Annotated in this window: 20 protein-coding genes and 2 tRNA genes; 10 read left to right on the forward strand and 12 right to left on the reverse strand. The window is 44.7% G+C overall.

What is annotated here, in order from left to right; genetic code table 11:
* The 11 genes from EQO05_RS10955 to EQO05_RS11005 form a co-directional block, all read right to left on the reverse strand.
* Positions 1-446, reverse strand: a 446-nt coding sequence (locus tag EQO05_RS10955; protein ID WP_128506458.1) for a TATA-box-binding protein, incomplete at its 3' end; no start/stop codon positions are given.
* A gap of 79 nt (positions 447-525) precedes the next feature.
* Positions 526-1,077 carry a TATA-box-binding protein gene (locus EQO05_RS10960; protein ID WP_128506460.1) on the reverse strand — a complete coding sequence of 184 codons (552 nt, stop codon included), beginning with the start codon at positions 1,075-1,077 and terminating at the stop codon, positions 526-528.
* A gap of 185 nt (positions 1,078-1,262) precedes the next feature.
* Positions 1,263-2,387: an SMC-Scp complex subunit ScpB gene (gene scpB, locus EQO05_RS10965; protein ID WP_128506462.1), complete on the reverse strand. Its 1,125-nt coding sequence runs from the start codon at positions 2,385-2,387 to the stop codon at positions 1,263-1,265.
* A gap of 75 nt (positions 2,388-2,462) precedes the next feature.
* Positions 2,463-3,395 carry a segregation/condensation protein A gene (locus tag EQO05_RS10970; protein ID WP_128506464.1) on the reverse strand — a complete coding sequence of 311 codons (933 nt, stop codon included), beginning with the start codon at positions 3,393-3,395 and terminating at the stop codon, positions 2,463-2,465.
* Positions 3,388-6,915 carry a chromosome segregation protein SMC gene (gene smc / locus EQO05_RS10975; RefSeq protein WP_128506466.1) on the reverse strand — a complete coding sequence of 1,176 codons (3,528 nt, stop codon included), beginning with the start codon at positions 6,913-6,915 and terminating at the stop codon, positions 3,388-3,390. Before smc ends, EQO05_RS10970 begins: the two co-directional genes overlap by 8 nt.
* A gap of 52 nt (positions 6,916-6,967) precedes the next feature.
* Positions 6,968-7,969 (reverse strand): hypothetical protein, encoded by a 1,002-nt coding sequence (locus EQO05_RS10980; RefSeq protein WP_128506468.1) that lies wholly within the window; start codon positions 7,967-7,969, stop codon positions 6,968-6,970.
* Positions 7,970-8,549: 580 nt separating this feature from the next.
* Positions 8,550-8,741, reverse strand: coding sequence for a hypothetical protein (locus tag EQO05_RS10985; protein WP_240664592.1), 192 nt, complete (start codon positions 8,739-8,741; stop codon positions 8,550-8,552).
* Between the two features lie 271 nt (positions 8,742-9,012).
* The gene (gene feoB, locus EQO05_RS10990; RefSeq protein WP_128506472.1) at positions 9,013-10,992 is read right to left on the reverse strand and encodes a ferrous iron transport protein B; all 1,980 of its coding nucleotides are present in this window, start codon (positions 10,990-10,992) and stop codon (positions 9,013-9,015) included.
* A 48-nt stretch (positions 10,993-11,040) separates the two neighbouring features.
* Positions 11,041-11,706 (reverse strand): metal-dependent transcriptional regulator, encoded by a 666-nt coding sequence (locus tag EQO05_RS10995; RefSeq protein ID WP_128506474.1) that lies wholly within the window; start codon positions 11,704-11,706, stop codon positions 11,041-11,043.
* A gap of 197 nt (positions 11,707-11,903) precedes the next feature.
* Positions 11,904-12,383 (reverse strand): N-acetyltransferase, encoded by a 480-nt coding sequence (locus tag EQO05_RS11000; RefSeq protein ID WP_128506476.1) that lies wholly within the window; start codon positions 12,381-12,383, stop codon positions 11,904-11,906.
* A gap of 236 nt (positions 12,384-12,619) precedes the next feature.
* Positions 12,620-12,694, reverse strand: a tRNA-Arg gene (locus EQO05_RS11005).
* A 715-nt stretch (positions 12,695-13,409) separates the two neighbouring features.
* On the opposite strand from EQO05_RS11005, the gene EQO05_RS11010 reads away from it, so the two are divergent.
* The 7 genes from EQO05_RS11010 to EQO05_RS11040 all read left to right on the forward strand — a co-directional run bounded on the left by EQO05_RS11010 (position 13,410) and on the right by EQO05_RS11040 (position 19,156).
* Positions 13,410-13,922 (forward strand): biotin transporter BioY, encoded by a 513-nt coding sequence (locus EQO05_RS11010; protein WP_370273724.1) that lies wholly within the window; start codon positions 13,410-13,412, stop codon positions 13,920-13,922.
* A gap of 100 nt (positions 13,923-14,022) precedes the next feature.
* Positions 14,023-14,847: an energy-coupling factor transporter ATPase gene (locus EQO05_RS11015; RefSeq protein WP_128506480.1), complete on the forward strand. Its 825-nt coding sequence runs from the start codon at positions 14,023-14,025 to the stop codon at positions 14,845-14,847.
* A complete protein-coding gene (locus tag EQO05_RS11020) occupies positions 14,823-15,674 on the forward strand; it encodes an ATP-binding cassette domain-containing protein (protein ID WP_128506482.1) in 852 nt (283 codons plus the stop codon). The genes EQO05_RS11015 and EQO05_RS11020 overlap by 25 nt, the downstream gene beginning before the upstream one ends.
* A 61-nt stretch (positions 15,675-15,735) precedes the next feature.
* Entirely contained in the window at positions 15,736-16,509 is a 774-nt protein-coding gene (locus tag EQO05_RS11025) for an energy-coupling factor transporter transmembrane protein EcfT (RefSeq protein WP_128506484.1), read from the forward strand.
* A gap of 101 nt (positions 16,510-16,610) precedes the next feature.
* Positions 16,611-16,958, forward strand: coding sequence for a helix-turn-helix transcriptional regulator (locus EQO05_RS11030; protein WP_128506486.1), 348 nt, complete (start codon positions 16,611-16,613; stop codon positions 16,956-16,958).
* Entirely contained in the window at positions 16,955-18,340 is a 1,386-nt protein-coding gene (locus EQO05_RS11035; RefSeq protein WP_128506488.1) for an SO_0444 family Cu/Zn efflux transporter, read from the forward strand. Before EQO05_RS11030 ends, EQO05_RS11035 begins: the two co-directional genes overlap by 4 nt.
* A gap of 84 nt (positions 18,341-18,424) precedes the next feature.
* On the forward strand, positions 18,425-19,156 hold the full coding sequence (locus EQO05_RS11040; protein WP_128506490.1) for a PspC domain-containing protein: 732 nt from the start codon (positions 18,425-18,427) through the stop codon (positions 19,154-19,156).
* Positions 19,157-19,506: 350 nt separating this feature from the next.
* Here EQO05_RS11040 and EQO05_RS11045 read toward each other — a convergent pair.
* A tRNA-Arg gene (locus EQO05_RS11045) sits at positions 19,507-19,581 on the reverse strand.
* A gap of 351 nt (positions 19,582-19,932) precedes the next feature.
* Here EQO05_RS11045 and ilvE point away from each other — a divergent pair.
* The 3 genes from ilvE (at position 19,933) to EQO05_RS11060 (ending at position 24,760) form a co-directional block, all read left to right on the forward strand.
* A complete protein-coding gene (gene ilvE, locus EQO05_RS11050; protein ID WP_128506492.1) occupies positions 19,933-20,811 on the forward strand; it encodes a branched-chain-amino-acid transaminase in 879 nt (292 codons plus the stop codon).
* Positions 20,812-21,192: 381 nt separating this feature from the next.
* Positions 21,193-23,121, forward strand: coding sequence for a molybdopterin biosynthesis protein (locus tag EQO05_RS11055; RefSeq protein WP_128506494.1), 1,929 nt, complete (start codon positions 21,193-21,195; stop codon positions 23,119-23,121).
* Between the two features lie 544 nt (positions 23,122-23,665).
* Positions 23,666-24,760 (forward strand): GTP-binding protein, encoded by a 1,095-nt coding sequence (locus EQO05_RS11060; RefSeq protein ID WP_128506496.1) that lies wholly within the window; start codon positions 23,666-23,668, stop codon positions 24,758-24,760.
* Positions 24,761-24,796 lie beyond the last annotated feature (36 nt).

Here is a 24,796-nt window from a genome sequence, read left to right on the forward strand (position 1 = left end):
ATAAGCACAACTACTTTGGGCTCATCAATTCTGTACACAAGACCAGGAAACTGCTCAGGCTCGTATTCGATATTTTCAAGTCCAAGCCCTATTGCAATTGCATTAAGGTTCAAAATAGTATGCAGGTCTGCGGAAGCAACAATATTCTGGACAGTAATCTGGGGGTTTTCTATGGTTTTAATCCCTATACTGTTCAGCTTTTTCGCCAAATTACCCACAACTGTGTGTACATCGGCGACATTTTTCGTCCCTGTACAGACAACCTTGCCGGAAGTAAAGACCAGGAATGCAGCTTTAGGATCTGAAACCCTGTAAACGAGCCCGGGGAACTTCTGCTTGTTGTACTCGGCTCCTTCGAACTCGGATTCGATAACAGTTAAGTCGAATTCTTCAGCGAGTTTGGTGGATGCAACCACATTTTCGATCTTGATGCTAGATTCGCTCATTAGTCTACCCTCAGCATATAAAGCAAGTCAGTTACCTTATTTCCAGAAAAATGGTATATAATTAATAAATTGAGGGTTCTTATAAAAGCCCCATATTGTCGAGCTGCTGGCGGACGACTTCTACGCCTCTCTCGCAATCTTCAGGGGTCTTGCCACCTGTAACTACCAGTTTTCCGGAGCTGAAGATAAGCACAACTACTTTGGGCTCATCAATTCTGTACACAAGACCAGGAAACTGCTCAGGCTCGTATTCGATATTTTCAAGTCCAAGCCCTATTGCAATTGCATTAAGGTTCAAAATAGTATGCAGGTCTGCGGAAGCAACAATATTCTGGACAGTAATCTGGGGGTTTTCTATGGTTTTAATCCCTATACTGTTCAGCTTTTTCGCCATATTGCCTATAACGGTATGTACATCGGCAACGTTTTTTGCCCCTGTACAGACAACCTTGCCGGAAGTAAAGACCAGGAATGCAGCTTTAGGATCTGAAACCCTGTAAACGAGCCCAGGGAACTTCTGCTTGTTGTACTCGGCTCCTTCGAACTCGGATTCGATAACAGTTAAGTCGAATTCTTCAGCGAGTTTAGTAGATGCAACCACATTTTCGATCTTGATGCTAGATTCGCTCATTAGTCAACCCTCAGTATATAAAGCAAAAGTAATATCCTCTAACCAGTATATAAAGCTATAGTTAAATACCTCGCATACTATATAAATACTTTATATATAGAATATAAATGCGACAGAAAAACTTAAATTCAAGGCGCCCGTAATTAAAAACAAATTAGTAAAGATAGGGACGAGTTGAGCCTCATTCATGCACCTGAGTTCTCAAACTTTTTAAGACCTTCAAGAATAGAATCATATTTAGCACAAACTCTTCTGATAAGATCACCCTCAATGTTGCGGTGCGTGGGTATCAGGATCTGGGCACCCTTTTCGATTCTAACCCCACTTTTTGAAGTCCCGTAATCAGGTGCAATAAGGATCCCTTCTGCGGAAATTCCGAGGGAGAGATCATTTATGATTCTTGAAACCATTTCAGTTGCCGGTTTTACCTTCTTCCCGATAAGGACAGCGGAAGAAACGTATTTTCCCCTGATCTCCCTAATTTTCTTGATACTATTTTCCACGGATTTGAGGTCAACCTCATCGGGAAGTTCTTCGGCAAGTAAACCGAGCGCATCTATAAGGTCTTCAAAAGTTGTCGAATGCATTTCAAGGATTTCTCCATCGCAATACTGCCGTACAGAATCAGAATAACCTGCCGAGATCACGACTACATCTGCCTCAAGCAGACGGGAAATTTCCTCCTTTGAAGGCGAGTAGGCATTGGCTACGAAATATTCCCTGATTCCGCACATGTTCATGAGAGATTCATACATGGGAGTCACGGCAATAGTCTTCTTTCCTATCCAGAGGTTGATCTCGCTTTGCCCGCTCTGGGATCTCAGAAGTTCAAGGATTTTCTCTTTTATGGCTTTCGGGTCATTTCTTTTAAGCCCGAAATAATCGGCAAAAAGAGAAGTTGTGGAGAGCTGTCTGCTTCTTCCGCAGGGCACAGACTCTACAAAGCCTCGCTCTATAAGCTCTTTTATATGGTCATACGCTCCACTTCCCCTCATATCAATAAGGTCAGACTGGAGAAGGGGCTGATGATAGGCAATCATGGAAAGAGTGCGGAGTTTCGGGGCTGAAAGCTCTTTTGGGGCAACTTCCCGCATAAGTTCGGAGTATTCGGGCTTTACCTGCATGACGTACCGCTCTCCAAGATCAAGGATTTCGATTCCTGATCCGCGAGAAGAATATGCCTCTGTCAATTCCTGCACTGCCGAAATAACGGCTTTTTTAGATTTTCCCGTGATTTTGGCAAGCTTTTCGAGGCTTACTGCCCTGCCAGCAGCAAAAAGTGCGGCTTCGATAATCTCAAGCTCACTCATTAATCTCATCTCCAGAAAAGAATAAAATTGTTATTTAATCAGGCTAATTGGTACTAGGTGCTGACGAATCTTTAATTAGGATTTTGAAATTTCAGCTTTTAATTCCAACCTCATCTCATGGAAAGGGGAAGGGTTACCTTCTGTGGAAAATCCGGATTTCTCTCCAGGATAGATATACAATTCCTCGAAGAGTTCGTCCTGGAAAAGCCAGATTTTCCTGTTTGAAGCAAGAAAAAGAAGAGAAAGATAATCCATAATCCTGTCTTCGCTTGCTTCAATGAGACTGGAAAACCCCACCACAGGCTGCTTCGTAAATAGTTCGGCAAGCTTTGCCCATATCAGGGCCAGGCGCGAACTAATGGCTTCTTCATGTGCAATCCCAAGGACATCTCCTGTAGTGAGCTGGGGGCGAAGGTCGGATTCCTTTGAAACCTGGCTGGCCTTTTTTTCGTTTTTCCGGGAGAGGCTTTTTTCAGCTTTTTTAAGTTCAAGGATCAGTTCATTGAATGTTACCGGCCTTGTGGAAATCCGTCGGACAGGAAGCTTCGGAATGGGGAATTTTTCAGGTTCAGGGAAATCGGGATCGTCAGGAAAATCCGATTCAAATTCATCAAGCCCTTTCTCCTCTACATCGAGGATTACTGAGGATTTCATACGTAGGAGAATTGCAGAATAAAGAAGTGTCCTTGAGGAAATTCTCAGGTCCATCTGCTTGAGCTCCTCCACCCTTTCCAGAAAACTGTCAGTGAGCAGTACGATATCTATGTCCCAGGGATCGATCTTTTCGCCACGCGCAAGTTCGACAAGTATGCCAAGGGGTTCGCAGGTCTCAAATTCCGAAACATCAAGCAGGTCCCAATCAATCCCAAAACATGAAAGAGTTGCTGGCAAACCATAAGTTTCGGGGTCAGCAAAGAGAGAGTCATTTCCCCCGGATTCGGTAACCATGCGAGCCTGAAGTCGCGGGACTTCAAGTGTTGCCCCCGCGTTATCCATAAGTTCAGCCATTTAGCTTCACCCCAGTAATGCTCGTGAGATTGTTTTCCTGCATAGTGACCCCTATTGTCCGTGCTGCAGCCTGAATCATCGGTTTTCTTAAAGAAACGACAATAAACTGGACTTTCGATCCAGAGGTTTTAACACGCCTTGAGACCCTCTCCACATTCCAGCCATCCAGGAACATATCAATCTCGTCAAAAGCATAGAAAGGAGCAGGACGGTATTGCTGGATCGCGAAAATGAAAGCAAGCGCGGTAAGGCTTTTCTCTCCTCCGGACATGGCTTCGATCCGCTGGAGAGTCTTTTCCTTTGGCTGGGCCCTGAGAGTCATCCCTCCTGCAAAAGGATCATCAGGATCTTCCAGTAAGAGCTCGCCCATGCCGTCGGAAAGCTCATGGAAAATCTCCCTGAAATTAGCATTAATGCTTGTATAGGCTTCCATAAAGGCATCTCGTTTTAACTGCTCATACTGGTCGATACGCTCAAGTAGCTGCTCTCTTTCGGTAAAAAGAGTATCACGTTTTCCCTGTAAATCCGAAAGCCTGAATCCGACCTCATTATACTCATCAATTGCTCGCATGTTTACAGGCTCAAGCCGCCTCAGGGCTTCATCAATTGCCTGAATCCTCATATAAACGGTGTCGTAACTCGGAACCTCGTCAGCCTCTTCTATGCCTCTTCTCATAATTTCTTCAACGAATTGTTTTTCCTGGTCAAAAAGCGCATTTTTCGTAGCTGTGAGCGTCAGCACCTGCTGCCTTGCTTTTTCAAGGGTGGTTGAGGCAATACTTACTCTGCGCTTAACAGTACTGTATTCGGCCTGGAAATTTTCCCGTTCTTTCTGGAGTCCTACGAGCTCATCCGAAAGTTCAAGCTCCCTTGCTTTCTTTTCCTCGAGTTTTTCCTCGAATTCCTTTATTTTCATTTTCAAAGAATTAACTTTCTCAAGTCTTGAAGTTTTCTTTTCATCAAGTTCCCGGATAAGTTCCTTGGCTTCGGCAATTTTCTGTTCGGCATATTCTTTCTCAAGCTGCAGGGCGTTCAGGGTGGCTTCAGTGTCCCGAATTCGGCCGTCAAGCCGGCGGAGTTCCTCGTCAACAAACTCGATTTTTCTGTTGATTTCAGGCAGAGGAGAATCAGCAAGCTTTGCTTCAAGTCCGGAGATCTGAACCTCAAGTTCGGATATAACTTTCTCCTTGCCCGCCTTTTCCGCAATTACCTTATCCATTTCATCCCTGAGTTCAGTTTTGGATTCCTCGATTGCTTTAAGGTCAGCCTGTCTGGCTTCAAGAAGTTCAGCAAGTTTTGCTTCTCTGCCTGCAATTTCCTCAAGCTGGCGCTCCTTTAGAGAGATAGTAGCCTCACAGTCCCGGGTTTTCCGGCTTAACTCGAAGAGATGGCTTTCAATGCTGTCCTGTTTGTTTATGGCCGCATTCCGGCTTGCATCGAGAGACCTGATCTCCTCTGCAAGTTCAAGGAGTTTATCTTTTTCCACAGCCGCAAAAGAAATTCCCGATTTAGAAGAAATCGACCCTCCTACCATTGCTCCGCTCTTTTCCAGAAGTTCACCTTCAAGGGTAACCATCCTTGCCTTTCCCATGAGGCGGCGAGCACTTGCAAGGTTTTCCATAACAAGGGTATCCTGGAAAACATACCAGAAAGCAGGTTCAAAGTCAGGATCGAATTCAATAAGGTCAATTGCGTACCCTATTACTCCGTTTTCATAACTCAGGTTTTCAAGCCGTCTCGATTCTCTCATTTTGTTGAGGGGAAGGAAGGTGGCTCTCCCTCCTTTTCTGCGCTTCAGGTATTCGATTGCTTCGGCAGCATCGGCGTCCGTATCCACAACAATCGCCTGCATCCTGTTTCCTGCTGCAATCTCAAGAGCTGTTGAGTACTGCCTGTCCACCTTCCCAAGCTGGGCAATTGTCCCATGAATTCCGAAAAGGTCTTCCTGCCTTGCAGCTCCTATTATCATTTCCACAGACCTTGAGTAGCCTCCTCCCTGTTCTGAGGCCCTTACCCTTGCCTCCGTAATTGCATATTCCTGCTGGAGGGTGTGAAGCCTGCTCTCAAGTTTCCTGATATCTTCCTTTATCCTGAAATGGCTGCTTTCAATATCATCACGGTCCCGAATAAGAGATTCGAGATTCTCGGAAAGCTTATCAAGCTCGTATCTGACGGAAAGCGTATCACTGTCAGAAGTAGCAACCGCAGTTTCAGCATCCCTGATCTGGTTTTCGATCTCCCTGAGTTCCGAAGACTTTCTTCTGAGGGTATCGAGAAGCCGGTCCTCGGTTCGGATGAGCTCGTTTTTCTCGTTTTTTACATCCTCAAGGTTTTTTCTGGCAGCCATGAGCTCATCCCGTGTAGCAGCAAATTTTGCGTCCACATCCGCAATCCTGCTCTGAAGCAGCATACGTTCGGTTTTGCGCTCGGAAAGCTCTGAGTAGATGCTGTCCTTTCTCACGTTCTCGGCTTCGATTTTCTCTTCGAGTTCCCTGATCTTGCCCTTGGTGGAATCAATTTCTACAAAAGCTTTTCTACGCCTTGAGTCTGCCTCTTCAAGTTCGGATTCCGTAATCTCGATACTGTCTACGCAGCGAGAAATTTCTCCCCTGGTTTCCTCAATTTCCCTTTTGACCTGAAGCTGTTCATCCTCTCCTTTCTTCCTGATTTCAATGGAAAGCTTTTCAAGCGCTTCCTCAAGAGCCTGAAGTTCCTTAACTCTGTCATTCAGGATGACCTGGACTTTTTCAAGGTGTTCTTCCTTACCTGCAAGTTCCCTGTCAATATTCTGCAGTTCAGCCCTTGCATCCTTGAGTTTGGAAAGGAGAACGTATCCCTCAAATCTTACTTTTTCAACCTTAAGCGCCTGGTATTTTAAGGCCTGATCGCGTTCCCCTGCCAGTTTTCCCAGCTGGGTGCGCACTTCTTCAAGGATTATATCCACACGTTCGACTTGCTGCCTTACGACCTCAAGCTCTCCAAGTGCCTTTTGCTTGCGTTCGTCAAATTCTGCAACCCCTGCAATTTCATCGATTATTTTTCTTCTTTCCACAGAGGTCATGGAAATAATCTGTGTAACATCACCCTGCATAACGACATTGTACCCTTCGGGCGTTACTCCGGCTTTTGCAAGCTGGGAATGAATTTCTCCAAGGCTTACGGCTTTCCCATTGAAATAAAAATAGCTATAATACCCGCTTTTAGTCCGCCGAACCTTTCTTGAGATTTCAATCTCATCAAGCTCCATAGGTAACTTGCGGTCAGAATTGTCAAAACGAATCGTAACCTGGGCGAAATCAGGTTTTTTCGCCGCGTCGCCATTGTAAATAAGATCAGTAAGTTTTTCAGCCCGAAGAGTCCTTGAACTGGTAAGCCCGAGGGCAAAGAGAATCCCGTCTATTATGTTAGACTTTCCACTCCCGTTCGGGCCGGAAATCGTGGTAAAGTCATTATAAAAGGAAATCTTTACTTTTTTTCCGAAGGACTTAAAATTAACAAATTCAATCTCTTTTATATACACAGAATGCCTCTGTAGTTTTACGTTTTTGAGAAAGTTTCTGCTCTTTTAAGCCTTATTTAGCCCGAGAAGTTTTCCGACTGCATGTTATAAGCTCAGCGTCTTCTTTTTCCCGAACATCGATTGACTCTTCTATGAAATGCTTTTTCGTGGTCCTCTCGGCTATTATGTATTCACACTTATAGTCATCTTCAGGTTGGGTATTTATAGGGCTCGCTTTAAAAGTTGAAGGCTGCCTGTGAGGGAGTGAAGATCCTGAAGACTGCTGCCTGGGTTCCATTCTGATTGACGGCTGCTGTCTGGCAGGTTCTCTAATCGACGGTTGCTGTCTCAAAGTACCTTTAAGCCGTCTTTTATCCCCGCTTTCTGCAATAATATACTCACATTTCGCTTCTACTTCTTCTCTGTCAAGCTCTGCTGGCTCGACCTCTCTGAGTTTCAGCTGAACCTTTGTACCTGTACCTGGGAGGGAGGCAGGTGCTTCCCTGAACTCGCCCAATCGGTATGCCGGGTTTTCTTTTCGGTTTTCAGGTTTTTGCCTGGGCTTTCTGGAAAGAGGTGGAAGGTCCAGAGGGTCATCAGGAATGGCAAGAGCAATAGAAGGCGGGACAACAGAAGGTGGAGTTGCTGAAGTGGTCTTTTTCGCATCCTCCAGCTGTTTTGTAAGATTTCCTATCTGGGTTTCCAGTTTCTTTATAAGCATTTTCTGGTCAAGCAGTTCACGGACAAGCCCATCCTGAATGCCTGTAATTTCCCTCAGTTTTCGGTCAGCTGCTCCCGAGTTGTTTTCTCCGGAAACTTTCAATTCCATTCTTAATTCATTGAGGATTGAAGCCTTAAGTAAGGCAGGGTTGGGAATTCCCATTAACTCTGTCCTGATTTCGGAAAGAACAAGATCCTTGATAGAGTCCTGATCGGAAACGTTTTCCATTTCGGCCCGCAGTTCATTGAGAACCGAAACCTTAATCGATTTCTTGAGAGTCTCGAGCTCCTCATAGGTTATCGACAGTCGCCTTTTAAGCGGTGTATTATGCACGTCCCTCTGTCCAGTTCTCATTAAAATACCTCATATAGTAAATTCGGGTTCCGATTTTCTGATCGCCTGAAGTTTTCTGGGGGGCAAGGCAGATCAGCCAATTATAATTAAACTGATTAGATCATAAGAATTTAAATAATATGTATAAAGTACATGTAATCTTACTTTAAATATATATGGTAATCGATAGTATTTTTCCGGTCTTACAGGACTCTCACTTAAATAAGAATAAAATATTTTTACTGATCTTTGCGGAAATATTCGGTGGAAATCGAGTCGAGAAAAGGAGAAAGGATATAAAGGAATTTTGAGGGACTGAAAAACTTTTTTAGGAGAAAAAGGAGAATAAATCGGAAAAATTCCTCGGATAAATAGTTTTCGATGTGTTTTTATAAGAACGACAAATAAAAACTGAGGCATGTCTAGCGTCCTGAGTAACTGAATGGGAATAACGATCAAATTCTGAGTAAGACTCAGGGTGGGATTCGGAAAAAAAGCTCGCAATGTTACAAAATAGGGGAATGAAACCCAAGCTTAACTTTAAAATGGAAGAAGTTAAAAGGTTGGATTTCAGCAGGGGGAATAATTTTTAAGAGAAGTGTTAATTAATGGATGAAAAAGAATCCTTGAAATCGAGCAGCACACTCTCCCTTGATTGAACTTTGGAGGATGTACAATCCATTTCCGCAGCAGTTTCGTCAACAACGGAACCATGAGTTCCGGTACTTTCAAGGAAAAAATGAACCTCATCAAGTTCAGGCTCGCGGAAATGATCCATCTCAATTATATCCATAATAACACTCAACACGTTTTTGTGCAAGTGATTGGTAATTCGGGTCATCGGAGATAAACACGATGTACCAAATATTAATAATTTGCGGTAAAAGCAGAATACTCTGGAAAAGAAAGAAACAAGCTTATTAATATATAAATGTTATGCTTGAGGTATAGAAACCTGGCTTCCGCAAAATGATCCTCAAAGGCGAGAAAGGAAAATACCCGTTCCTTGATGTCGGGAAAAACAAGAAAATACGTAACGCTATAGAGAAAAGCGGAAAGGTAAGTTAAAGGAAAGAAGGTCCGAAAATTCGAATCAGAATACCGACGCCAAGCGCCAGAAAGATAGTAAAGGAGACTATCAGAGCCGTATCCCTTATTCCGAGTTCATGTTTCAATACTGCAATCGTTGCCACGCAGGGTACGTAAATGGTTGTAATTACAGCAAACTGGTACATCTGAACAGGTGTTAGTACAGCTGCAAAATTTGCTGTGCCTGCAAGTACGGCAAGGATCTGAAGAGCCATTTCTTTTCGTAGAATTCCGAAAACCAGGGCTGTTGCCGCAAAAGCCGGAAGGCCCAGCAGTCCCACGGATATGGGTTCTACAAAATCCTGAAAGATCGAAAGGAGACCCAGGGCATCGGCAATCCCGAGAAAGGCGCTTCCGACAAGCAGAAGCGGGAAAGCAATGTAAAAAAACTCCCGGCTTTTCATCCAGGTTTTCCTGATAGTAGATTTCAGCTCAGGTCTTCTCAGAGGAGTCATTTCCATGATAAAACCACTTCTCTGACCTGGCAGACTCTTTCCCAGAATCCAGCCCACGCTGACAATGATGATGACTTCCAGAATATAGATTGAGACTGCAGCCCAGAAGCCTACGAAAGTCCCCACAAGTCCCAGGATAATAACGGTTCTTGCAGAACAGGGAATGAGAGATATAAGGATGGAAGCTATTCTTTTTTCCCGCCTTGTACCAAGGGCATGCACTGCCATAATTGCCGGGACATTGCAGCCAAAGCCAAGAACCAGCGGGATTACGGCTCTTCCGTGAAGCCCAAGCTTATGCGTGAGATTGTCCAGCAGAAAAGCTGCCCTGGTAAGGTAGCCTGAATCCTCGAATATAGAGAGAATGGCATAAAACACTGCAATATAAGGAATTGCAATGGCAAATCCGGCTTCTACTCCCCGAAGAGAGTACACGATCAGGTTTCTCAGGACAAGCGGCATATCTGAAGTTACAGCTTCGGCAGGCTGGATTACGTAAGGCTCAAAGACCTCATTCACGATCCAGGTTTCAAGGAAACCTCCTACTCTGAATACAAGAAGAAAAGTGAGAAGTAGCGCAGACACAAGCACTGCAATTCCGAAGTTAGGGGAGGTAAGGATGGCATCTATCCTTTCTCTTAAGCTTTTTTTAGGCTCGAACCTTGAAACTACGCTGTCTACGATATATCCGGCTTCCCCATAGAGGTCTCTTGCAACCGTATCAGGCACCGAAATTCCATGTTCCATCTCCAGGTTCTGTCTTAGCCGCCTGGCAGAGGAGAGCAGAGCGTTAGCCTCAGGCGGCATACAGCAGAGTTCTACAAATTCGGCGTCATTCAGCAGAGCTGCTGTTTTTACGCTTGGGGGAGTACTGGGAAAAGCGTAGTCCAGGCTGGAGAAAGCCTGCCGGATCCACGGACTATATCCTACCCTGTGATGTTCCTGATTCTTACCCCGTTCTGCAAGGGCTACGAGCATTACATCGTCGAGTCCTATCCCCCAAGTGGCAACCGTCGGCACTACAGGCAAACCAAGCATTTCAGAGAGACTGTCCGCGTCAACGAGAATCCCGAGGTCTGCAGCCAAATCTACCTGATTTAACGCAATAACCATAGGGATATCAAGTTCCAGAAGTTGCAGGGTCAGGTACAGATTTCTCTCAAGCCTGCTCGCATCCAGGACATTGACGATGATATCCGGCCGGTCCTCAATTAGAAATCTCTTGGTTACTTTCTCATCCTCGTTTGTGGTGCCAAGGGAATAAATGCCTGGCAGATCAACAACTTCAATAGTTTTCCCCCGAGCCTTTACAATTCCTCGTTTAAGTGCAACTGTTGTGCCAGGATAATTCGAAACCTCAACACCTACCCCAGTGAGCCTGCTAAAGAAGACGCTTTTTCCAACGCTTGGGTTCCCTATGAAAGCAATCGTCATATCGTAGGGGTTTTTGCTGTTATCTTCACTCTTAGAAGTGCAGCATGAGCTGGAAATTTCTATCACGTCTCCTGCTATTCGGCTTCATGCCAGTTTTATGCCTTCTCTGCGCCTTTAAACGCTTTTACTTTTAGGAGATACGAAAATTTTCTTTGCAACATCTCTACCAAGAGCAATCTCCGACCCTACTGCTATAACCGAGATACAGCCCTGTTTCTGCTTGCGCCTTACTTCAATATCTTCTCCGGTAAGAATACCAAGGGATATCAGGCGCTCCTTTGTTTCCCTGGGAAGGGTTACCCGGGCGACTTTGCCTGAACTTCCCTCTTCCATTTCATCGAGCGGGACGAATTTCTCCTCTCGCCGGATATTATTTTTGTCAATATTGATAGGATTCCCGTCAGGGCAATATTCGGGATTTCCGAGAAATTCATAGAGCCTTTCAAGTACGGCATCAGATACTGCGTGCTCAAGTTCACAGGCTTCTTTATGAGCTTCTTTCCTGTCGAAATCCAGGACGTCAACCAGGAAAGTTTCAAGCACCTGGTGTTTCCTTTTTATCCTGATAGCCTGTTCAGTTCCTTTTTCTGTCAATTCGACTCCCTGATAAGGTGTATACTCTACAAGTCCTGAAGAATATAATTTTTTTATCATTTCCGTCACGCTAGGCGGAGATACATTGAGTTCTTCAGAGATCTGTTTGGTCTTTGCAGGACCCTGATTCTTTCTAATGAGGTAGAGAATAGTTTCAAGATATTCTTCAAATCGATCGATGTGCATTAATATCATCCCGCCAACACATGCCTGACTTCAGACCAGATAATTAGGATAACCTAAAAAACGTAACCGCCTGAATAAATAATTTTTGATTTCTGACTATTTACATATATTTTAAATACTACAAATCGAAATCCTGTGGATTCTAATTTAAATTCTTGCAAACGGAAAAAATAGAAAAATAAGATTTCGGAAGCAATTCAGGGATTAATTGATTTAAGGACAGCAATTTCGTTACAGTCCGGAAACTTGGGACATCTCAGACAGCCTGACCAGATTTTCCTGGGAAGGCTGTTCTTGTCCACAATCTTAAAGCCCAGGGTTTCGAAAAATTCGGGCACGTAAGTAAGTGCAAAAACTTCCTTCATACCAAGGCTTTCAGCATCTTCAACGCAGGCGGAGACAAGTTTTGTGCCTATTCCTTTCCTTGCACACACGGGATTCACGGCAAGGGCAAGTATCTCTGCAAGGTCTTCCCATACAATATGCAAAGCACAGCAGCCCACAACCTCTCCGTCAATCTCGCAGACGTAATAATCCCTGATATTCTCGTATATCTCACTCAATGAACGAGCGAGCATTAGCTCTTCCTTCGAATAGGTATTGATGATCTGCTTCATTACAACAACGTCATCTACCCTGGCTTTCCTGATCAATTCGTGTTTCCTCTGAGGTGGCATTTTATTTTTCTAATAGAATGGACTGCACTGCCTTATGATATATAAAATTATACCGTGTATTGCATAGAATTACTCGCTCTCCAGATAAGAAATTTTCCATAGTTTACACGAATTTATCCTGTGATTCAGGAAAATCCGGTCTTTCTCTGAGACGGTAGAGCATCTAGAAAGCATTAAAACCCGAAAGTAGACGTTTATCCGGATAAGACTAACAAAAACAGGTTAAAGGAAATTAGCGGGCGCGAAGGGATTTGAACCCCCGATTTACAGCTTAGGAGGCTGCCGCCATATCCGGGCTAGGCCACGCGCCCATGAAACGATTCACTGAGAAATACAATCTAGCATCTGCCTGTTGAATTTGCATTTCAGGTGACGTATCCATAATACCGGCATAGGATATATATCAAATTATCGCTCCGGAAAGAAAATGTACACATTCAAAATAAGAATTGATTTTTCAGGAAAGTTTTAAATCCAATGTAAACCATTGCTTGTAGGTAGGTTAACAATACCTTAGATCTTCAATTGCTATCTTTCATGATCTGGAAACTGAGTTTATAGAGTTCTAACTTTATAGAGTTATCATTGTAAGGCTGACAGGATTACTACAGCTCCCGATCTCGATTACATTTCAGCCTATCATTCAATTTCGATCTTCATCAGGTTACCTGAGTCTCCATCAATTAGATTCAACCTATATTAGTTAGTTTAAGTCTCATCAATTAGATTCAACCTATATTAGTTAGTTTAAGTCTTCATCAATTAGATTCAACCTATATTAGCTAGTTTAAGTCTCCATCAATTAGATTCTTTTATACTAGCTGTTTTAAATCTCTGCCTTTACTTTAGCCTTTACAATGCACCGTATTATCTTGTCTGCCAACTTCGGGGTATAAAAAACTCTGAACATCTGAAAAAAGCGAGAAAATTTAGAAAAATTAAAAAACCGGGAAAAATTGATAAGAGGAAAAAAGTGTGCATATAAAAAACGACGATTCCCACTCCAACCACACTTCTGAGCTCAGGATGATGGTTTTCGCATCCCTTTTTGCAGCCCTGACTGCGGCAGGAGCATATATACAGGTTCCTGTACCTTTCTCCCCTGTCCCTGTCACACTACAGGTTTTCTTTGTCCTGCTTGCCGGAAGCATGTTGAAAAGCAAATGGGGAGGGCTGAGCATGATAGTCTATACCCTGCTTGGCATAGCAGGGCTTCCTGTATTTGCAGGAGGCAGCTCCGGAATGGGAGTGCTCCTCGGACCAACAGGAGGGTATGTAATCGGCTTCATCCTGGCAGCTTATATTATAGGAAAGCTTTCCGAGAAAGTCGAAAATACCGGCAGGCCCGGTTTCTTTATTAATGCGCTTAACATGAGCGCAGGAGTCCTCGTTATTTATGCCTGCGGGTTTACTCAATTGATGTTTATGGCTGAGGTCGGCCCTGGAACGGCACTTGCTTTCGGTGTCATTCCGTTTCTGCCGGGAGAAATCATAAAAACGGCAGTTGCGGCATATATTGCTTCAACCCATGAGCTCTAAAATTACTTCAGTTTTAATTTTTCCTGCAAAAGGGACTGAAGTTAAAGGAAGAATCAATTCTCCAGAAATTTAAAATGAAGAAATAAAATTTCGATTAAACATGATCAGGCTTGAAAAAGTAAGTTACAGTTATCCTGATGGTACCCCTGCGCTTGAGAATATAAACCTGACTATAAAAAAAGGGGAATTTGTAGGAGTAATCGGGAAAAACGGCAGTGGAAAATCCACACTTGCCCTTCAACTCAGCGGACTCCTGAAACCCGGGACCGGCAGGGTAGTGATAAGAGGAATGGATACCCGTGATCCTTCAAGACTTCAGGGAATCCGGAAGTTCGTAGGTGTCGTGTTCCAGAATCCTGAAACTCAATTTGTGGGGAGGACAGTCGAAGAAGACCTGGCTTTCGGTCCCGAGAATCTATGCCTTCCTCCTGTAGAGATCAGAAGATGCGTGGATATGGCGCTTGCCGAAACCGAACTTGAGAAATACAGGCATCGTTCTCCAAAAACGCTTAGTGGAGGACAGGGACAGTGCGCAGCCCTGGCAGGAATTCTTGCAATGAGGCCTGAATGCCTTATCTTTGATGAGGTAGCTTCCATGCTTGACCCGGAATCCGGAATAGCTGTTCTAGAAACCATAAAAAAGCTGCATAAAAAAGGAAAAACCATTGTATATATTACTCACAACCTGGAAGAACTTCATGATGCAGATAGAATCCTTGTTATGGAAAAAGGGAAAATAAAGATTGAAGGAGATCCTGAGAGCGTTTTTTCCGACGTTTTTCTCCAGGACCTCGGGCTTCCCCTGCCTTCCCTGATCGAGCTTGCCGCGAACCTGAAAACACACGGGGTGATAATTCCCTGGGAAAGTACCACTTCCCCGCAGAACTTCGCAGAGGAAATATGCCGATTATTCTTGAGAACGTAAGTTTCTCCTATTCCAGAAAGACCCCTCTTGAAACGCCTGCTTTAAGAGAGATTAGCCTGCGAATAGAGAAAGGAGAGTTCGTGGGAATACTGGGAGAGAAAGGCGCTGGAAAATCTACCCTTACAAAACTTTTCAATGGGCTTTTGAGGCCGGAAGCCGGAACCGTCCGCATAGATGGGCTTGATCCTTCCTCAAAAGAAGCAAAAAGGAGGATAGGGATGGTTTTTCAACAGGCTGCGGATCAGCTCTTTTGTAGAACCGTGTATGAAGAGATAGCTTTCGGGCTTCTGAACTTCGGGTACTCGAAAAGAGAAGCCGAGGAAAGAATATATGAGGCAATTGATTCTGTTTGTCTTGACCAGGCCGCACTTTCTCGAGACCCTTTCAGCCTGAGCGGAGGAGAAATGCAGAGAGTTGCCCTTGCAAGTGCCCTTGCCCTCAGACCGGATTACCTGGTACTTGACGAGCCCATAACAGGGCTTGACCCGGCTGGGAAAAAGGAGATTCTCGACACCCTAAGAAAGATAAAAAATATGGGGACTGCGGTTATAACGGTTACCCATAATCTTAAGGGGTTTTTCCCCTTGCTGGAAAGAGTCGTGCTCATAAAAGAGGGAAGAATAACCTTCCAGGGCAGCCGGGAAAGTTACCTTGAGAAAGGGTGCGTGCCACTTCCGCCTATAGCCTCCATGATGAAAGAACTTAGAGAAAGAGGAATACCGGTAAACCCCGCAGCATTTACGGTTGAAGATGCTCTTGAAGAGATCCTGAGAGTGAAATCTGCCTTTGAAAAAGGAAGCAGCCTAACTGCAACCGAGGGGAATTAAAAGGGAGAAGCGCCGGAAAAGCTCCTGAAAAATGCTTTATAAGTAAAAAACGCGAGAGAGTATGAAGGAACCTGTCTTCAGTTACGTGCCCGGGACTTCCCTTCTTCACAGGTTTGACCCCAGGATAAAAATTGCAGCAGTAATGCTGCTTGGAATTCTTACTTTCAGAATTGAGAATTTTGAAGGAATAGCGGCGCTTTTCGCGTTTTTCTTTGCCCTTGCTTCACTCTCAGGGCTGCCGATGAAAATGTTTTTCAGAGCAATAAAGCCTATGATGCTGTTTATAACTTTCATTTTTCTTGCACAGCTGCTCTTCACCGACGGAAAAGTTCTTGTTTCGTACTGGATCCTGCAGCCGAGTCTGGAAGGGCTGGAGACTGGGTTGAAACTTGCTGCCCGATTTATACTCCTTTTGCTTTTTGCAGCCCTCCTGACAGCCAGTACCAATCCGTCAGCGATTACTTGCGGAATAGAGAGGATGCTAAGACCTTTACCCCTGCGCTGGCTGGGGATCACCTCTTTTGAGCTTGCTACGATGATGAACATCTCTATAGCGTTTCTTCCCCTTCTATTCGAAAGAGTTGAGAGGACAAAAGCGGCTCAGGCTGCAAGAGGAATGGATTTCGTAAAAAATCCTTTTCGTTCAGTCCCTGCCCTTGCAATTCCCCTGCTAAGAGGTGTAATCAGGGATGCCGAAGAGCTTGCCCTCGCAATGGAGAGCAGGGGTTACCAGGGAAGCAGGCGGACCTCAATGCATGAGCTTTCCATACAAAAAAACGATTGGAAAGCTCTCTTTGTCCTTGCAGTTTTTTTTATCTTTGTACTGTTTCTCTGAAAGGCACAAAAAAATTTAAAGTAGGTGTGAAATTCCGGCGACTTCCCCGATTACCACAAGTTTAAGAAGATATAAATACATGAACAACTGTTCATTTGTTCATGCAAGAAAAATGTGAAAGAGTAGACTCAAAGCAGACAGCAGATCTGCTACAAAATATTCCTGACTCAGACACCATCACAAAGATGGCTGCGGTTTTTCAGGCGCTCCAATCCGATACCCGCCTTAAGATCCTTTTCCTGTTAAGGCAGAAAGAAATGTGCGTCTGCGAGCTTGAGCAGGCACTTGATGTCACCCAATCCGCAGTTTCACACAGCCTTCGCACTCTCAGGCAGCTTGACCTTGTGCGTGTCAGAAGGGAAGGAAAATTTACGATTTATTATATTGCAGATGAGCATGTCCGCACACTTATTGAGATGTGCCTTGAGCATGTGGAGGAAAAAGCATGAATTTAGAACTCCTCAATCCCATCCTGGTATCCTTTTCAGGCATTCTCCTCGCATCCTGGGAAATCTTCATAGAGGCGGCTCCCTACCTTATTTTCGGCTTTGGAATTGCAGGCCTTCTCAATGTCCTGGTGCCTGACCAAAAGATTGTGAATTACCTTGGAACATCGGCAGGAAGAGTCCGTTCTGTCGTCAATGCCTCCCTTGCAGGTCTCCCCCTACCTCTGTGCTCCTGCGGAGTAATACCCGCAGCAATGTCGATAAGAAAAAGGGGAGCAAACCGGGGCGCAACCCTTTCCTTTCTTATCTCTACCCCGGAAACCGGAGTAGATTCGATAGCAGTTACTTACGCTCTTCTGGACCCTCTGATGGCAATTTTTCGCCCGCTTGCTGCCTTAATGACTGCTATCCTTGCAGGGCTTGCAGACAACTTTTTGATAGGAGAAAGCCCGGAAAGGAAGAATAGCAAAAAAGAAAATCCCGGAAAGAAAGCAGGAGTTCTTGCAGTCTCAACTTTGATAGGGGCTTCTGTACAGGGAAAAACATGCAACTCTCCCTCATGCGGTACCTCTTCCTGCAGTTGCAATAAGCCAGCTAGTTCGGATAATGGAAAACCCAATCCACTACCCACTCCGGGTAAGGATATAGGAATAAAGCCTTCAGGGTCAAAACCCCTAGAAATCAGTAATAAACCTGAAAGCGCCAGGAAACTTGCCCTCTCAAATCCAGACCTCCAGAAAAACACTTCTTCATGCGGTTGCGAAAGCTGTGGGTGCGAAGAGGAAGGGTCCGGAACAGGCGAAAAAAGCAAAGAGTCAGCAAAAGCCAGGTTGATTAAAGGGGTAAAATACGCTTACATCGAGCTGCCAGGGGAAATTTCCAAATGGATGCTTATAGGGATCCTGTTTGCAGGAGTGATTTCATACGCAGTCCCAGAAAGCCTTATCCAGAGTTATCTGGGCGGCGGCTTCGGGTCAATGCTGGTCATGCTTCTGGTGGGAATTCCTCTTTATATCTGCGCTACAGCCTCTACTCCGCTTGCCGCAAGTCTCGTAGCCAAAGGAATGAGTCCGGGTACTGCTTTTGTTTTCCTTCTTGCAGGTCCGGCAACCAATGCAGCAACCATAACTATGGTTGCCCGATTCCTGGGAAAACGCTCGGCAGCCCTTTATCTGGGAGTGATTTCCCTCTGTGCCCTGGGGGCAGGCTTCCTGCTGGATTGGTTCTACCTGAAACTTGGGATCAACGCAGTCGCAACTGTGGGCACTGCAAAAGAACTGCTTCCTGAAGACCTGAAACTTGGTTTTGCGATTCTGCTTCTGCCTCTGATGTTATATGGAATATTCCGCAGTAAAAAAGGCTGCAGCTGCTCGGAATGTCACTGAGATAGAAGCAAGAAGGTAAAAAATAGTAAAGAGGATAAAAAAGGTACCAGCATAATATAAATCCTCAAAAATAGAATAATCATTATGCAGGAAAATCCCGAATCTCAAGAAAAAAAGGTAACTAAGGGAAGTTTTTTTGAAGTACCAGGGATAGCTAAAGCCGAATCTGAAAGGGGAACGAGTACGAAACCTCAGGGAAAAACCGATGTGACCCGTGGGAGTGGCGAGCCCCTGCAAAGAGAAGAACCGAAAAAGAGCGAATTCAAATCTCAAGGAGAACCTGAAGCCGGCTATAAAAAGGAATCATGGGAAAAGCCTGAAGAGATGGAAGAAAAAGTAGCCGCAGGAAGTCAAACGTTAGAAGAAAGAAAGGTTCCTGATGAGAGTGAGTTCAAGGCTCCTGGAGAAATTGAAACCGGCTATAAAGAGAAGTCCTGGACAAAGCCTAAAGATATGGAAGAGAGAGTCATTATAGAACCTGGGGAGAAAAGAGAAGAGGAAGCAGCTAGAGAGACCAGAGAAAAAGTCAGGGAAGAAGCAAGGGAAGCGGGAGAAGAAGCAAGGGAAGAAAAGCGCACTGCCTCTGCCATGAAGAAGCGCCTGACTAGAAGCAAGAAAGATCGAATGCTTTTTGGAGTCTGCGGCGGGCTGGGGGAGTACTTTGGCATTGACCCTACATTCATAAGGCTTGCTTTTGCAGCTCTTGCTTTGCACGGAATTGGCATTTTCCTGTATATTCTTCTGGCAATACTTATGCCCTCGGGAGAAAGATTTGAAATGGTCCCCAGCACTCAGGGCAGCGGCATCCGGCGATGAAGCCTAACCATATCTGGAAAAAACAAAGGACTAAGCCGGAGTTTTTAGCATTTCCGGCAAATTATTTTTCTTAATTTTTGTGTTCAGTTCTGTTTCATAGTCTTTCCCGGTTCTTCATTTCCTGGCATCCAGACCTTATTTTTGACATATAAAGTGCTGGGATAAAAAGTTTTGAGGTAAAAACTGCGCATGCTCTGGTAAAGTTATAGTTGTACCTGAAGACTCTCTGCCGCATAAAGGGTTAAGTGAAAAAGAGGCACTAATAGGGAATATTGAGTTTAGCAGAAGAAGGATAGATATAAAAAATTAAAATTAGTTCCTCAGGTCATCAGAAATAGTAAAGAATTAAGCGGGCTCGAAGGGATTTGAACCCCCGACGTCTGGGTTAGAAGCCCAGCGCTATATCCTGGCTAAGCCACGAGCCCTGTTTGCTTTTCCTACTGCGGAATACGAAATGAGCGTTTTAGCATAAAAGCTTTTTGTATGAACCTGATAATCTGAGCCGCAAAGCACTTAAAATATTTAGGTAGAAGCGGAATTATAATATATATTCAGTATATATCCGCTATATTTAGCGTTTCATTTAAGAGTTGCAGTATGGAAAACTTCCCCTGAGGCTTTGAGTTCCATCAAGAACCCTGCAAATGACTCGCATACTGTAAATAAATGAGAAAAGCGAGTAGCCTATTCAGGTTTGCAAATTATAGATTCTATTCGCTTAAAATATTAAGAATAGAGGTAAATAAAGCATTAAGATTGCAGAGGAATGTTCGCAAATGAGTGAATTACTGATTTATCTGAATGGGAATTTTGTTCCCAAATCCGAAGCCAAAGTTTCGGTCTATGACCATGGTTTTCTTTATGGTGACGGCGTTTTTGAAGGAATAAGGGCATACAACGGGCGTGTCTTTAAGTTAAAAGAGCACGTTGACAGGCTTTACGACTCCGCAAAAGCAATCGCAATGGATATCCCCCTCACAAAAGAAGAAATGGCTGAGATAATTCTTGAGACTCTCAGGAAAAATAACCTCAGAGATGCATACATCCGTCCTATTGTCTCAAGAGGAATCGGAGATTTAGGGCTTGATCCCCGCAAGTGTGAGAAACCCAGCGTGATTGTCATAGCCCAGGGCTGGGGAGCCATGTATGGCGACCTGTATGAAGTCGGGCTCACGGGAGTCAGTGTTTGTGTCCGGAGAAATGCGCCTGACGCCCTATCACCGAATATCAAATCCCTGAACTACCTGAACAATATCCTTGCAAAGATCGAAGCCAACGAAAAAGGAGGAGACGAAGCTATCTTCCTCGACCAGAATGGTTTTGTCTGCGAGGGTTCGGGTGATAACATCTTTATAGTCAAGAACAACCAGGTCTTTACTCCTTTCACGATCAGCAACCTGAAAGGAATTACCCGAGCTACAGCCATAGAACTTCTGGATGAAATGGGATATAAGACCATTGAAGCCAATCTGGGTTTATTTGACCTTTACACAGCAGACGAGATCTTCGTTACCGGAACCGCAGCCGAATCCGCTCCCCTGACCAGACTTGACGGAAGGCTCATAGGCACAGGCAAGCCCGGACCATTTACAAAGAAGATGGTTGAAGCTTTTGAGAAAATAACCCAGAATACGGGTACACCCATTTATAAATAAACCGACCCGAAGAAACAGATTGAACAGAAGAGGCAATTAAATCAAGCGGGACTCCCCCGCCCTGACTCTTTTTGATTGACTTTCCGGAGCAGTTTTTAGCTTTACCTGACCTCATTTTGAGTTCTATATGGCTCCTTTTTAAGCCCCTTCTAAGCTTTTTATTCAAGCCTTTATCCGATTTTCATTTTAGCTTTTTTTGACCTTTCGTTAAAGTCTCTATCTGGCTCATTCTTGAGTTTCTTTTTAGCTTCGGTCAGGTACTCTCTTAACCTGCCTGCCTTAAGATCTGTCTGAGGGAAAAAGTAGGTATAAAACATATCTGGAAAAATGCTATTAAACTAAAAACTCATCTGAGGTCAATAGACTCAGGATCGGATCTTTATGAAGCGCAAGGAATTTCGGAAACTTATCTCTGTGGAGAAAGCACGGGAAATAATAAACAGCCTGCAGGTTCTTCCCGGAAAGGAAGGTCTGGCTCTTGGAAACGCTTACGGCAAAATCCTTGCAGAGGATATTGTCGCCGAAATCAATGTGCCTCCCTTTGCAAGAGCGATAATGGACGGGTATGCCGTAAGAGCAGAGGATACTTATGCCTGCAGCGAGACCGAGCCGACAGGGCTAAAGATGCTGGGGAATATTCCAGCAGGTTCGGGTGCCAGATTCACAATTTCGGCAGGGGAAGCTGTGGAGATCGCAACTGGAGCCCCTATCCCTGAAGGGGCAGATTCTGTAGTTATGGTTGAATACAGTTCTGAGGAAAACGGAACTGTATTCATCTACAGGCCCGTAACTGTAGGGGAGAATATAATGAAATCCGGCTCGGACATCCTGAAAGGAGAGCGGGTGCTCAGGGCAGGACGAAAACTCGGAACCCGAGAAATCGGGGTGCTTGCTTCGGTCGGAAAAAACGAGATTCCTGTCCTTAAACTGCAGGTCGGGATAATCTCTACAGGAGATGAGCTCGTGCGTCCAGGGGAAAAACTAGCTCCGGGGCAGGTCTACGATGCAAATTCCTACACCTTATGTGCCGGGGTGCAGGAGTGTGGAGCCTCCCCCTTGCTCTACGGGATTGTAAAAGATGATGAAACAGTTATGAGGAGGGCACTTGAAACCGCGGTTTCGGAATGTGCACTGATCCTGACCTCAGGTAGCACTTCATCAGGAGCCGGAGATGTAATGTACCGTCTGATCGACGAAATCGGAGAGACTCTTGCCCACGGAATTAATATAAAACCCGGAAAACCCGTAGTTATCGGCATAACAAAAGGCGTGCCGGTTATAGGACTGCCCGGAAACCCGACATCCGCGCTAATCATTTTTAACGAGTTTGTGGCTCCGTTACTCAGGAAAGCCATTGGAGCCGGAACCGAACTTAAAAAAGTAGAAAACGGGATTATGGGAACCGGTTTCCGTTCCGAAGGAAGGCAGCAGCTTCTTCCTGTAGGCCTGATCAGGGGAAGGGTTTATCCCGCAGATAGGGGTTCGGGAGCCATAACTTCGCTTTCCGGAGCAGACGGCTTTATCGAAATTCCATCAAATACTGAATTTGTTGATGCAGGAACCCCTGTAGAAGTGACCCTTTTCGGGGAAGTCGAAAAACCCGATCTTCTGCTAGCAGGTGGCTTCTGCCCTGGTCTTGACCTGCTTGAGGACCTTAGTGGGCTTCGTTTCAGAACTCTTTATACCGGCTCAAGCGGAGGTTTCAGCGCAATTGCCGCAACTACCGCTGACATTGCAGGAGTGAATATGCCGTCAAGGGATTCAAGGAGGCAGGAAGGAATCCGGTATAATATCCCTACAATCGAGAATATGGGGCTCTCAAGCATTGTGCTTGTGAAAGGATACAGGCGGGAAGTCGGATTGATTCTGAGGCAGAACATCTCGATTTCCGGACTTTCGGATCTTCCAGGAAGACGCTTGATCAACCGGAACCTTGGTTCAGGAACAAGAGCTCTTCTAGACCTCAAGGTTGCAGAACTTGCAGCTGAAAAAGGAGTTGGCAAAAAGGAGTTTACGGATTCTATTCCCGGATATACATCCGGAGCAAAATCAGAGGCAGCTATCTGTGAAGCAGTCGCCTCAGGAAAGGCTGAAGCAGGTGTAGGAATAAGGAACTGTGCCGGAAAAGCTGGTCTCCGATTTATAAAATTTGCAGAGGAAGAGTACGATTTCCTGATAAGGAAAGAAATGCTGGAAACTCCCGAAATCCGCAAATTTCTGGAAATTCTCAACTCCAAAGAGTTTGCTTCAAAGCTTCCTGAAGGGCTGCAAGTATATGAAAGAACAGGAGAAATAATCTTTTTTGAATAAAAGAGATTATCTCCGTAAAACAGAAGAAAGCCCCTTTGAATAAGCCGCGGGAAAAAAATGTTTATCGGGAACAGGTGTCAATAAGCTTTAAATATTATTATAATTATTATGAGATATAAATGATCTGATTATCCGTATCATTTAGACCAGACAAATAAAACCATTTGTTTTTGCAAAAACCGTTGGGCCCCAACCCTTTTGCAAAAAGGCTTGACCGAAAACGGCGTAATTAAACGAAAAGGCGCAAGGTTTCAGAGACTGTTGGGCCAATTTATCACGCCGTTACGATGTTTTCGATAAAACCCTTTTTTAAAGGTTTTTGATCAAACTTTTTTCAAAAAAAGTTTGCGATCAAACGCTTTTGAAAAGGCTTGTGATAAAACATTCCATAGGTATATATATTGCATTCAACTATTCAGAATAAAATATCCAGATACGGATCTGTTTTAGATCAAAAAAGGTTTGTGGAGACCGTTTGGATGCGGTTTCTTTTTCAAGCAACAATGAAAATCATTTCTTCAGTCCCTAAATCGGCAGGTTCCAGATGAGCAGCATACAGGAGCAAATACAGGAAATCGAAGACGAAATCCGAAAGACCCAGTACAATAAGGCAACTTCCCACCACATAGGACGCCTCAAAGCCAAGATAGCTCGGCTTCGAGACGAGGTGGAAAAGAAAGCTTCGGCAAAAGGAGGGGGAGATGGGTACTCGGTCAGAAAATCAGGAGATGGAACTGTAACCCTTGTAGGTTTTCCATCAGTAGGGAAATCCACGCTTCTGAACAAGATCACGGGTGCCAAGTCCGCAGTAGGAGCATATGAGTTTACTACCCTTACAGTTGTGCCAGGTGTGCTTGAGCACAAAGGAGCAACAATCCAGTTCCTTGACGTGCCAGGGCTTGTAAAAGGTGCGTCATCAGGACGTGGGCGTGGAAAAGAGGTCATGTCGGTTATCAGGAACTCAGATATGGTTATATTTTTGCTCGATGTTTTCCAGCCCAAACATTACGAAGTACTCATGGACGAACTTTACCAGGCTGGCATACGCGTAGACGAAGAGCCCCCTGATGTGGTAATTAAGAAAAAAGACAGGGGCGGGATAGAGATCAACTCAACCATTGATCTCGACCTGGATGAGGAAACTATCAAGGCTGTACTGGATGAGTACAAAATCCATAACGCCAGCGTACTTATAAGGGAAGATATAACGGTTGATCAGCTTATCGACGTTGTCCTCAGCAACCGCAGTTATGTCAGATCCCTCATAGCTATCAACAAAGTTGACCTGGCCTATCCCCAGCTTATTGAAGAGTGCAGGGAATTATATCCGAACTCGCTCTTTATTTCAGCCCATGAAGGCATTAACATCGAGACTCTCAAAGACGCCATTTACGACAGGCTGGGTTTCATACGAGTTTACTTAAAGCCTCAGGGTCAGCCCGCAGATATGGAAGAGCCCCTCATAGTTATGAGCGGGACCAATATAGGTCAGATATGTGACCGTCTGCACAGAGATTTCCGCAGGAAATTCCGCTATGCCCAGATATGGGGCACATCTGCAAAGCATCCGGGGCAGAGAGTCGGTCTTGACCATAGAATGCAGGACAAAGATATCCTTACGATTATCATCCAGAAGTAAAAGGCGCCCGTAAGTAAAAGAAAAGCGGAGATGAGA

This window comes from Methanosarcina sp. MSH10X1 (genome assembly GCF_004099695.1).
Classification (GTDB): domain Archaea; phylum Halobacteriota; class Methanosarcinia; order Methanosarcinales; family Methanosarcinaceae; genus Methanosarcina.